The following is an 11,835-nucleotide window of genomic DNA, read 5'->3' on the forward strand; positions in this document are numbered from 1 at the left end:
ACAAAGCGATCGCGCCAACGAGCAGGGGTGATCTTGGGTAGCGGACGATTTCTGCCAAAGTGGATCAAAATTTACCTATCCTACTCCCCATCAGAGTCTTCTCAAGACCAAGGCACGGTTCAAAATGCTGTTCAACTTGGACCGCTTCAAATAGTTCTCACCGGTCCTACGAAGTTTTATCCTAAGACCAATATCTTAGCTTTCGACTTTAGTCAAATCAGGATATCGTTATCTGGTCTAACACTTTATCAAGGTTACATTAAAGGTGGACAAGACCGGGAAACTAGGTTCTATGAGCAACCCTTAAAAGAACAAGCATTCTTCACCTACTTTTTAGTGGAAAACCGTTGCATTGCTGCTAGAGGTCGGGGAGGAGGTTTGGCTATTTGGAGCAAGTAAGCCCTAGCTGAGTTAGATCGGTTCATCAAAGGAACAGGTTTGTGCTATTGCCTGCTGTAATAGCAGACTATACTCTTGCTCATTTACCGTACAGGCACCAAACCGTTCTAGATGAGAATTCATCATCTGAGCATCAAACAGCAAAAAGTTTCGATGACGCAACCGTTCTACTAGCTTAACCATCGCTACCTTCGAGCCCTCCGGAATCCGATAAAACATCGATTCACCAATGAACGCTCCACCAATTACAATGCCCAAAATTCCTCCTGCTAGCTGATTTCCCTGCCAAGTTTCAAAGCTGTAGGCCCATCCAGCCTTATAAAATTGCCAATAAATTTCCTTTAGTTCTGGAGAAATCCAAGTAGTTTCACGGTCAGCACAACCAGTCATTACCCCTAAAAAGTCTCGGTTAATGCTGACACTAAACCGTTCCTGATTTAGGACACGACGCAGAGATTTAGGATAGCGAAACCGATCATCGAGAGGAATTATAGCACGTTTGCGGCTTGAGTACCAGCCTAAATTACCAGTATCATCTGCCATTAGGAAATAGCCTTGAGCATACCCTTGAATTAAGTAATCAATATCGATTTCCATTAACAGAACTGTGTAAGTAAGAACTAAATTAGTTAAGTAGAACTAAACGTAACATACTACCGGTTGAAACTTCTGTGAAAAAAAAATTGGCTTTAAAGAAATGAGGTTTATTACCTAGATAAAGGGGTGTAACTAAGTTAGTTTTAACAAACCCGGTTTTTTGACAAAGTTCTCCCCCGTCTGCCCAATCTTCCCACTCTTCCCCCTATTCCCTTTCCACTTTCCCTTTTCCCCTAATCGTGGCAAGCTGTTGATGATTCAAGGTTGATTGGCAACAAGGGGAGCATGTCACTTATGCAGAACATTTGTACTAAAGCCATAGCTCCCTAATGTGTTTTAGGTTGCTCTGATAGTATAGGGTACCGTTTAGGAATTGTGAGAATTTTTGATGCCATATTCCCAACTCCGTTCGCGTAGCGTGGCCTACGGCCTCAGCTCCCAACTCCGTTCGCGTAGCGTGGCCTACGGCCTCAGCTCCCAACTCCGTTCGCGTAGCGTGGCCTACGGCCTCAGCTCCCTGCTCCCTGTTCCCTATATAGTTCATTTGTTCTGCAAATTTGACCTGCTCCCGGCAACAAGTGCTGTATTGGTTCGGTTCCCCCCTACTGGAGAGATAAAGTCATGGTTACAAATTCTAATGTCAAACAGTTGCTCAAAATTTTAATCGGTGCCGCCTGGATAGACGGTAAAGTTCAGGCAGAGGAACGGGAATATCTGTATAAAGTCGCCAAGGAATATGGAGTTGCTGACGACCCAGAGATTAAACCGTTACTGTATGAACTCAAAGCTGTGTCAGCAGATGAATGCTACAGTTGGGTGGAAGAGTATTTAGGCGATCGCCCTAGTCCAGAAGACTATCAGCGCTTGATTGAAGCCCTCAGTGCTTTAATTTATAGTGATGGGCTGGTAGACACAGAAGAAGCGAAACTTCTGAATCGCTTGCAGTTACTCGACCCCAGCAGTCCATCTCAGCAGTCGAGTAGTCAAAAAGTACTCAAAGCAATTCAAAAAATTTACCGCCGGTGGATTAATAAGCAATTTACTGATTGATTACTGCGTCAGTAGATCAGTGGCTAAGTGCTGGGTAAGTCTTCAAAACTTCAGGACTTACCCAGCAACTCTAGCTCTAGGGTCACCCTGAGCACTCTCCTACTACACTCCACACGGGGTCAACTGGTCACCCCACCCCCTTGGGCTAATGTGACAATTTTTGATCTGGCAAGTGGTTGGCAACTCATGGAATGTTACTAGCGTCAAATTACTCAGATTGTGCCGAAATGATTGTTATTAAACAGGCGTAATCTGGTTTTTTATGCTTATTTTGAGCAAAAAAAACAATTTTATTGAACCTAGGAACATCTAGCATCTGATTGGTTCTATTTAATTAAGAACACATTAATTTAAGAGAATGCCTTCCATGCTTAACCTAAATCATTTTCAATCAGGAACTGCTGCTGTTTTAGCCCTTGGACTCACCGCCACCACCATGGCTCCCCTAGTCGCACCTGCTCCCTCCTTTGCCCAAAGCACTAACTTTATCGATGTTTCATCCAACTACTGGGCAAGTGAGTTTATTGGGGAATTGTCCCAGCGCGGTATTATTGCCGGATTTCCTGATGGCTCCTTCAGACCAAATGCACCAGTGACCCGCGCTCAGTTTGCGGCAATGCTGCGTAAAGCAAATCAAGATTTCAATAAACCCGCGATTCGCGGTGGCAACAGTTTCGTGGATGTTGCTTCCAACTACTGGGCAAATCCTGCCATTCAGGAAGCCTACCAAACCGGATTTCTAAGTGGTTACCCTGGTAATATCTTTAGACCTGAACAAAATATTCCCCGTGAACAAGTTTTAGTTGCCCTTTCTAATGGACTGAATTTCTCTTCCAGCGGTTCTACCTCAGAACTGGTCAGTTTCTACCGCGACGGCAGCCAAATTTCTAACTTTGCCCGTGCTCCCATCGCTGCTGCTACAGAAAATCGTTTGGTGGTTAATTATCCTAACGTTGCCTTTCTCAATCCGACTCGGAATGCAACTCGTGCAGAAGTTGCAGCTTTTATGTACCAAGCGCTGGTGGCAACAGAACAAGCCCCAGTGATTAGCTCCCAATACATTATCGATCCCAATCCAGCACCTGTAGCCTTCACAATTCCTGCAGGTACTTCTATTCCGGTTAAGTACAAAAAAGATAAAATTCTGCTCGCCCAAGAGGAAACTATTCCCCTAACCCTGACAGTGGATTTAAACATTACCACTGCTGATGAGGGCAAGTTGCTGATTCCTGCTGGTAGTGAAGTGGTTGGCGAACTGCGTGCGACAAAAGAGGGAGCTCAGTTTGTAGCTCAGCAGCTGTTGATCAATGGTGAAACCCTATCGTTTAATGCCACCTCTGAGGAAATTACCACCACTGAAACCATTCGCAAGGGTAGCAATCCAGGGAGTATCCTAAAAGATGCAGCAGTTGGTACCGCTGCCGCCGCTGCTATCTCTGCCGTTACCGGTGACCGTGCGATCGCTACAGAAGAAATCTTGATCGGAGTTAGTTCTGGCATCGCTTTAAATATCGGCAAACGTTTATTTGGTAGCAGCAGCGTTGACCTATTTGTGGTTGAACCAGAAACCGACTTACAGCTTACCATCGACTCTGACCTGGTGATTAGCAGTCAGTAACTACATATGTGGACAGTTAACTGTTGAGAGGATGATAGATTAACCAATCACAGCCAACCTCTCAACGTTGACACTCCCCGCCCTAAAAGAGCGAGGATTCTTAGTTCTACGACACGCCTTAAAATTAGCTATCCTGAAAGGCAATACTTAAGCCAAATACCCGTTTAAAAACCAAATATCGAGCCTAATTTAACTAACCCCAGTGGGCTGATCTCCCTAAGCGTTGGGAATTTCCCCGTTTCCGTGTGCCCCACGGTACGTTAAATATTTTGAAACTGTATTTTACTGGTGTTCGGTATCCGTTAAGATCCATGGGTATAGCGAGGTTTTTCGCGCCTCGTGTACTAGCATCGCAAAACGCTCGTTATTAAATAGGGCAGTACCGACGAATCCTGCCTGTGCTAGGCTACACAATTAAATATATTATACATTATTCCTGGAAAAGTCGCCCTAGAAGGGCACCTCAAGTAGCGTGGCCAAAGGCCAGGCTTGAAACCCATATTTTTGGTCAACAACAACTATCTACTGAGGGCTACTGAGCGTAAGTCAACCAAACGATAAAGGTTGTTCCCATCCTTGAGTTATCTTGACCATGACTAATGGATAATTCCCCATTTTCCTCAGTTGATAGTAGTTTGGCAGGACTAAAGACTTCAATATCACCCTGCATGTATGCCATGAGTTCTTTTGCGATCGCTAATCCTAAACCAGTGCCAGGGATAGGACCATTAGCTTGAACTCCCCGATAATGTCGCTCAAACAGATGGTCTAAGTCTTCTGGAGCAATACCTGGACCAGTATCACTAATTGCGATCGCTATAGCATCACCATGATCAAGCCATTGTCCAACACCAACTTGAATATCAATTTTTCCCCCAGCTGGGGTGTACTTCAAAGCATTGTCAATCAAATTACTCAAGACTTCCCGTAAAGCCTTAGGATTCCCTTTCACCAAAGGTAAATCAGGGGCAATAGAGCAATGCAACTCCAAATTAGCCTCTTGAGTAATAGCGTCAGCAGATATAAGCAAGGGTTCTAAGACATCCTTGACCGCAAACAGTTGCAACGGAAGAGTTTTGTCCGTGAGTAGGGGAAATTCCCCTGGGGTGGAGTGTGGTTCGGAGTGACTAGTTGGGTAAATCTCCCCAAGATCATCTGATTCTGGGGATGAGCAAGCCTCAGCCGTAGCTACAGGCAAAGTTAAGGATGCTGTACCGGTTTGGTTCATGTCCAGGCAAGCATCAAACTGTTGCAGCAACTCCTGTAAGCGATCGCTTTCTCGTATAATGCTCGAAGCCACTGGATAGTTTTTATCTCCTGGTACCAGTCGCTTCAGCAGTAGCTTACCAAAGGTTCGTAAGGCCATCAGGGGATTACGAAATTGATGCAGCAGATCATCAAGCATATCCCGTTGTTTTGCCTGTAGACGTCTGTGCTGAGTCAACTGCTGCTCAAACCAACCTTGACGCTGTTCTATGACATATGCGATCGCTAAGGTTCTGGCAATGCTTTCCACACTTGCCTGTTCTGTGTGATTCCAAGGTCTATCATCACGAGCACTCACCAATAACCCCATCACTATCCCTTCATGGATTAGAGGTAAAACAATTTGGTGCTGCTGCTGTAGGGAATTTTCTGTCCAGTCAAAAGAGGTTGAACCCAAATCTTGATCTTGGTTATTTCCCTGAGGGAGTAGCCGAGGTAAGCTGCTGGATAATCGAGGAATCTGATCAATCTCACCTATTTTCTGTGGCAAAACCCAGTCAGGATCACTCATATCCCACACGGTACTTGTTTCCGGATAAACTACCACAGGAATTAGCTTTGCCTGATTTCCCTCAACGAATTCTTCCGTTAAATATACAGCACCACTAGCTGCTCCCAGTCCTTGGGTTAATAAAGCCACTTGGTTTCGACACAGGGAGACAAATTCTGAACTGAATCGAGTGAACATGAGCTATAGATGAGTGATCTGGGTTAATCCTACTCGAAGTTAAGCCACTATCAGCTTCCCTTCTATAAATGTCGAACCCCTTAAACAATTGACTATTATGCTTTAGTCAGCTTTAGTCATAGCGTGATAAGTCATAGCGTGATAAGTCATCAGTCATTAGACCTATGGCAAATATCCGTTACATCCGTTGCCCAATCACCTGATCACCCCATCACCTCATCACCTGATCAGTGTAATGCTCGGATGAGTTTAAGGCTATTTCTTCTAATTATATTTAATTTTTATTAAATAAATTAAATTTTTGTATGAATTTTCCGGAGGTCATCAGGAAACTGAAAATCCCCTAAAGTATTGCTGTCAAAGGTTTCAGCCGGTTTATTTAGTTCTATGACAAGAGCTTGATATTTCTCAAAAGACTCGATATAATTTCCAAGGCTTTTGTAACTATCTTTACAATTGCCAGCAAAAAGAGGAGGTAAAAAGGTTGGCAAGAAGACGTAAGCGTAAGAGTCGCCGCCGCCAAGAAGGGCGCAAGATACTTGAGCATGTACCTCAGTACAATCTAGAAAGTGGCGAGTATAAACCGGTTACAGCAGCACGGGCATACATTCGATCACAAGGGATACTTCCACCTGCCCTACTACTGGTCAAACGTAACGAGCATACCACAGACCGTTATTTCTGGGCAGAAAAAGGGCTCTTCGGTGCCCAATATGTGGAAGAAAATCATTTTCTGTTTCCCAGTTTGCGATTAATCAACTCTCCCTTAAAGAAGGTAGGGGTTGCCGCTCGTAGCCGCTGAAACCTTACTGGTAATATTTATTGAAAGTGCTTTGACTTAGCCCTCCTCAAACTCTTTGGCTTGAGGAGGGCTAAGTATCTTGGTAAATTTACCTATTCTGGAAATTGATCTCGCTGATTATAGTTGGGGAGGATGTCAAACCCTGCTTGCTTACAGCAAGGGTTTTAGTTTCAGAGACTGTTGAAGTTGTATTAGTTCATCGCGATGGCCAGTGACTATAACCAAAGATTGCTCCGCAGTGGCTTGATCCCCAGGGGCTTGGGTAGACGCTGATTCTAATTTCAGAGATACCTGTTCGAGTCGCTCAGCTTTTTTCCAATAAAAAAGGCCCGCAGCGGGAGCTAGTGCCACTAGCCCCAAAAACACCTTAGTCAAAGTCGGAAACAAAATAGAGAGCACTAGAGATAAGCAGACTATACCACAGGCAGCTAAGACGGTTAAAAAGATAGCCAGAAACCAACTCGGTCGGACTATCCCCTGGAACGTGACTTGATTAGTGGCAGCATCCACCGCCGCCACCTGGTAGGCTCTTTGATCAAAATATTGCTTCAACTGATTTAGAAGCGATTCTTCTGTTTCTGGGGAAGCTAACTTGACTTGTTGTATTCGGTCTTTCACAGAGGCTCGAATAAAGAAAAACAAACCTACTGCCAATAAAAGGGTTAGCAAAAGTGTAGAAGCAAGAATAGTTGTATTCACTGAATATTAACGATAAAAATACACATCCTTTGCTACTACTTTACAATTTCTTAGACACACTTTGGTCAGGTTAGCTCCTCGGTACCCACTAGCTAGAGGCTGTAAGATGCTGGTGTGGGTAGATGGCTAGCAGCTAGCACGCCCTGAATTCACCTGAATTCACATCTGGGTAAGACAATGCATCACCTGACTTCTGGGATGCCACCAGGGTTTTCAAAGACAGCACCCTGGAAAAAATTGCTACTTCCCTACCTAACTGACTCAACAACAGACTGGTGGCAGGGAGTCCTTGGCTGAAATTTCCCCACGGTTGTTTCCTCAGCCATATAGTCATGCCAAAAACTGGCCAGTTCTATAGCTTTCTCCTGCCACTCTGGGCAGATTTGATACATCCGGCGTGGGCGTCCTCTTCCTTCTACTTTTTGCCAGTAGGCTGAAATTGCCTGTTTTTCTTCAAGAAACTTCAGTGCACTGTAGAGGACAGTATCTGAAAGTCGATAGGTGGGGTATTCTTGTTCCAGTTGTTGGATCAGTTGTGTTCCATAAGATTCTCCTTGCAACAACACCGATAGCACATAGCATACGGCTAATTCTTTATTGAGATAGTTGGGTGGAGGATCTTGGAAAAAGTTATAGATATCTTCGAATTTCATCTGCATATGTAGTTGGAATTCCCAGTTATTCTAGATGGGATTAGAGGGTTTTCTGGCAAATAATCATGGTTGGAGGCACCCTGGGAAATTCACGCGCGTTTTGCAGTGAGTTTTATTTAAACGACTCACCTTGGTAGGTACATCGCTATCACACTTTATAACTTAAAAATCTCTGGCGTAGGGTTTAAATATCTCCCTAATTTGATGAAAGTTTAATGAATTTTGGACTTAACACACCTAAAAAGTAAAGATCAACTTTAATAATTGCTCGAAACCGTTATCCAAAACTACCGACTATCAAGGGGAACATCGGGAAGGAAGACAAGACAGACGAGTAACACCAATTTCATTGATGCGACCTAGAGAGGATGATCGGGGATGGAAGGATGGGGGCATGGAGGGATTAATATATAGCAATCTTTGTGGGGGTTGGAGTAAGTGGGGGTTAGTGTAACACAAAAGTGAACCATTAATATTGCTCATCTCACATAGGACCCATTCAGGCAGGTTTTGTAGAAAATTAACGGTTCCCACAAGAAGTCCCTCAGGGCTTTATCTGCGATTTAGCTGGGGATGAATTGCGAGTGTGATCAATCCTTGTCACAATAAAGTTGGTTGCTGACCCCCCCGACCTACCACAAGGGTGTTTAGCTTCCAACCCAAGATTAGCCCTACGTCTTTTCGCGTTGCGGAGCGCGTGGTAGGCGGTTCAAAAGTGATTACTCAAGGGACACAGCCCCCATGCGAGAGATACCTGACAGTTCCATCCCACCAGCTCGTCAAAAAATTGCCCTAACCCTACGCAGATTCGGTTGGATTTCCTTCTGGACTCAGTTAATCCTAGGGGTTATTTCTACGCTGATTTTAGTGTTTGCAGGGTTTGCCCTTGCCAGCCCTCAACCTGACAATCAAGGGGGTCAAGGAATCGGCTTCGGTCTTTTTTTCGTAGTTTGTGGACTAGTGGCTTTAGGTATAGGCATTTATTTTGCCTACCGTTACACTGGCATCGCTAGTCGGCTGCTAGCTGCCAATGGGTCAGACATACCAAGCAAAGCTCAAACCCTTCAAACGATTAGGCTGGGCTTGATTGTCAGTTTAGTAGGAATGTTATTGACCATCATTGGCTCATTTGCAGTCATAGGCAGCCTTGTAGCCCTAGCTCTAGCTCAGCAACAAAGTCCAGTTGGGTTGGCTTGTAATGATGTTCCACCGATAGACCTGTTTGTTGTGCAGGCAAACATCAACACTATTTTTGCTAATTTTGTTGGCATAGCCATTTCCCTGTGGCTATTTAATCGAGTCAGTCGCTAGCCAACATACCCCACACCAGCTCACCAGCTCACCAGCCGACTCCCTACTCCCTACTCCCTCGGTGCGCTTGACCCGTAATTAAATTTGCTTGATTGTCGCACCGCTCCCTACTCCCAGGAGAAGTTAATTGCCGTTGGCAAGAAAACTGTGGCAAATTGGTGAAGTTAGATCGATGTTGCTCAGATGAGTACCGATCATGCGATCGCGTCATTTTAGTAAAGAAAATTCGTGCTTGACCTAAAGCAAATTCGGGAAAATCCACAAAAGGTTCAAGAACTACTCGACCGACGTAGTGTCAATCAATATGACCTACAACCTATTCTGGAACTGAATCAGCGTCAGCGGGAGCTGGAAACATCCCGCACCCAGTTGCAGGCTCGTAGTAATGAAATTGGTAAGCTGATTGGTCAAAAAATCAAATCGGGTAGTCCTCCACAAAGCCCAGAAATTCAGTCGCTCAAGGAAGAGGGTAACCAAATCAAAACTAAGTTGAGCGAACTGGAACCCAAAGAAAAAGACCTAAAAGACCAGCTGAACACCCTCTTGCTATCCCTCCCCAACTTGCCCTCCGAATCCACACCGATTGGCAAGAGTGAAGCCGAAAATGTGGAAGTCCATCGCTGGGGTGATGAGTACATTCCCAAGGATTTTCCGATTCTCCCCCATTGGGAAATTGGCGAAAAACTCGGCATTCTTAACTTTGAGCGAGGGGTGAAAATCGCTCAGAGTCGATTTGTGACATTGATCGGGGCTGGTGCTGCTTTGGAACGAGCACTAATCAACTTCATGCTTGACCAGCAAATTGCTGCTGGCTATACCGAAGTGATGCCACCGGTACTAATCAACAGTGAATCCCTAACCGCTACCGGTCAGTTGCCCAAGTTTGCCGAGGACAGCTTCAAGTGTTCTGATGATGATTTGTGGTTAGCACCCACAGCAGAAGTGCCATTGGTGAATCTCTACCGAGACGAAATCCTCGAAGCATCCCAACTTCCCATTAATCTCTGTGCCTTCACCCCCTGCTTTCGTCGGGAAGCGGGTAGCTATGGAAGGGATACCCGGGGTCTAATTCGACTACACCAGTTTAATAAAGTTGAACTAGTGAAAATTGTTGATCCGAGTACATCCTCCGAAGAACATCAGAAACTGCTTAAGAATGCTGAAGCGATCTTGGAAACCTTGAAATTACCCTACCGGACTGTAGAACTGTGTACAGGGGATATAGGTTTCTCAGCCGCTACAACCTATGACCTAGAAGTTTGGCTGCCTTCGCAAAGGACATATCGGGAGATTTCCAGTTGCTCCAATTGCTTTGATTTCCAGGCACGGCGGGGTAGGATTCGCTTCAAAGAGTCCGGCAAAAAAGGCACTCACTTTGTTCATACTCTCAATGGCTCAGGATTGGCAGTGGGGCGTACTATGTCAGCCATTCTGGAAAATTATCAGCAACCGGATGGAACGGTTAAGATCCCAGAGGCTTTACAGCCTTATATGGGGCGAGACGTCTTGTAATACCATCAGCCATCAGCCTAGAACCTAGAACCTAATTGCAATGCCTATACAATAGAAAAATGAAGTTAACATTACATTAAATAAATTCTTCACTTATATGTCAATTTTGGCGGCGATTGCAGTTTTGGCAGTCTTGATTCTTGTTCACGAGCTGGGTCATTTTATGGCAGCTCGTCTGCAAGGAATCTATGCCAATCGCTTTTCTCTTGGCTTTGGTCCAATTCTATGGAAATATCAGGGTCCAGAAACTGAGTATGCAGTGCGAGCGATTCCCCTAGGGGGGTTTGTGGGTTTTCCTGATGATGACCCCGATAGCGAGATTCCCCCCAATGACCCCAATTTGCTCCGCAACCGACCGATTCTAGACCGGGCAATTGTGATTAGTGCTGGTGTCATTGCTAACTTAGTCTTTGCTTACTTCCTGCTTGTGGCTCAGGTAGGAATGGTTGGCATCTCCCAATTCAACTACCAAGCGGGTGTGGTAGTGCCTAAACTTGCCCCAGAAAGCAGTTTAGTGGCTACAGAAGCAGGCCTTAAACCAAGAGACATAATTCTCGCCGTAGATGGTCAAGAGTTGGAAGCAAACCCGGAAGGGATTACTTTCCTGATGAAAGCGATTCAAAATCATCCCAACCAGCCCCTGGAAATGCGGATACAGCGTCAAAAACAAACGCTACTGTTGAAGGTGATTCCGGAACCAGGGATAGATGGGAAAGGAAAAATTGGTGTACAACTGTCTCCCAATGGGGAGGAAGTGCGTAAGCGTGCTGGTAGTTTGCTGGAGGTATTCAGTCGTGGTGCCGAAGAATATCAACGCATTACAGTCTTAACCCTGGAAGGCTTTGGTCAGCTACTGAGTAATTTTGGCGAAACAGCGGAACAAGTATCCGGTCCAGTGGCAATTGTGGCGATTGGAGCCGATATTGCTCGTTCCAACGCTGTCAATCTTTTACAGTTTGCAGCTCTGATTAGTATCAATCTAGCGATTATTAATATCTTGCCTCTACCAGCCCTTGATGGTGGTCAGCTGGCTTTCTTACTGATTGAAGGACTTCGAGGTAAGCCCTTGCCCATGGAAGTACAGCAGAATATTATGCAAACTGGGCTAGTGCTGCTTCTGGGTTTAGGTGTCTTCTTGATTATTCGGGATACAGCTAACCTGGGTTGGGTACAAAACTTATTCCAGTGACCCGTGTTTGGTTGTTACAGGTTACAGGTTACAGGTTACAGGTTGCAGGTT

The 11,835-nt window shown here is 45.1% G+C and carries 12 protein-coding genes; 7 read left to right on the plus strand and 5 right to left on the minus strand.

Features of this window, described 5'->3' with window-relative positions; genetic code table 11:
- A partial coding sequence (locus F6K38_RS03990; RefSeq protein ID WP_287250816.1) for a hypothetical protein occupies positions 1–399 on the plus strand: 399 nt, incomplete at its 5' end.
- Between the two features lie 12 nt (positions 400–411).
- Here F6K38_RS03990 and aat read toward each other — a convergent pair.
- Positions 412–996: a leucyl/phenylalanyl-tRNA--protein transferase gene (aat, locus tag F6K38_RS03995; RefSeq protein ID WP_008178584.1), complete on the minus strand. Its 585-nt coding sequence runs from the start codon at positions 994–996 to the stop codon at positions 412–414.
- 310 nt (positions 997–1,306) lie between these two features.
- Positions 1,307–1,540 carry a hypothetical protein gene (locus F6K38_RS04000; RefSeq protein WP_008178581.1) on the minus strand — a complete coding sequence of 78 codons (234 nt, stop codon included), beginning with the start codon at positions 1,538–1,540 and terminating at the stop codon, positions 1,307–1,309.
- A gap of 77 nt (positions 1,541–1,617) precedes the next feature.
- Here F6K38_RS04000 and F6K38_RS04005 point away from each other — a divergent pair, with 77 nt between their 5' ends.
- Positions 1,618–2,046, plus strand: coding sequence for a tellurite resistance TerB family protein (locus F6K38_RS04005; RefSeq protein ID WP_008178579.1), 429 nt, complete (start codon positions 1,618–1,620; stop codon positions 2,044–2,046).
- A gap of 367 nt (positions 2,047–2,413) precedes the next feature.
- Positions 2,414–3,664 (plus strand): S-layer homology domain-containing protein, encoded by a 1,251-nt coding sequence (locus F6K38_RS04010; protein ID WP_008178575.1) that lies wholly within the window; start codon positions 2,414–2,416, stop codon positions 3,662–3,664.
- Between the two features lie 532 nt (positions 3,665–4,196).
- Here the strand turns inward: F6K38_RS04010 and F6K38_RS04015 are convergent.
- Positions 4,197–5,618, minus strand: a complete 1,422-nt coding sequence (locus F6K38_RS04015; protein WP_008178573.1) for a GAF domain-containing sensor histidine kinase — start codon at positions 5,616–5,618, stop codon at positions 4,197–4,199.
- Positions 5,619–6,102: 484 nt separating this feature from the next.
- On the opposite strand from F6K38_RS04015, the gene F6K38_RS04020 reads away from it, so the two are divergent.
- On the plus strand, positions 6,103–6,420 hold the full coding sequence (locus F6K38_RS04020; RefSeq protein WP_287296231.1) for a DUF3155 domain-containing protein: 318 nt from the start codon (positions 6,103–6,105) through the stop codon (positions 6,418–6,420).
- 150 nt (positions 6,421–6,570) lie between these two features.
- Here F6K38_RS04020 and F6K38_RS04025 read toward each other — a convergent pair whose 3' ends face one another.
- Together F6K38_RS04025 and F6K38_RS04030 are read right to left on the minus strand one after the other, a co-directional pair.
- Positions 6,571–7,119: a cofactor assembly of complex C subunit B gene (locus F6K38_RS04025; protein WP_008178567.1), complete on the minus strand. Its 549-nt coding sequence runs from the start codon at positions 7,117–7,119 to the stop codon at positions 6,571–6,573.
- A gap of 248 nt (positions 7,120–7,367) precedes the next feature.
- Complete coding sequence (locus tag F6K38_RS04030; protein WP_081431986.1) at positions 7,368–7,772, minus strand: PadR family transcriptional regulator; 405 nt, start codon at positions 7,770–7,772, stop codon at positions 7,368–7,370.
- A 741-nt stretch (positions 7,773–8,513) separates the two neighbouring features.
- On the opposite strand from F6K38_RS04030, the gene F6K38_RS04035 reads away from it, so the two are divergent.
- The 3 genes from F6K38_RS04035 to rseP all read left to right on the plus strand — a co-directional run bounded on the left by F6K38_RS04035 (position 8,514) and on the right by rseP (position 11,784).
- Positions 8,514–9,083, plus strand: coding sequence for a DUF3611 family protein (locus F6K38_RS04035; RefSeq protein WP_008178563.1), 570 nt, complete (start codon positions 8,514–8,516; stop codon positions 9,081–9,083).
- Between the two features lie 228 nt (positions 9,084–9,311).
- On the plus strand, positions 9,312–10,595 hold the full coding sequence (gene serS, locus F6K38_RS04040) for a serine--tRNA ligase (RefSeq protein ID WP_287250825.1): 1,284 nt from the start codon (positions 9,312–9,314) through the stop codon (positions 10,593–10,595).
- Between the two features lie 97 nt (positions 10,596–10,692).
- On the plus strand, positions 10,693–11,784 hold the full coding sequence (gene rseP / locus F6K38_RS04045; RefSeq protein WP_008178559.1) for an RIP metalloprotease RseP: 1,092 nt from the start codon (positions 10,693–10,695) through the stop codon (positions 11,782–11,784).
- Positions 11,785–11,835: the final 51 nt, after the last annotated feature.

Origin of the sequence: Moorena sp. SIO3B2 (genome assembly GCF_010692525.1) — a bacterium.
In the GTDB taxonomy this organism is placed as follows: domain Bacteria; phylum Cyanobacteriota; class Cyanobacteriia; order Cyanobacteriales; family Coleofasciculaceae; genus Moorena; species Moorena producens.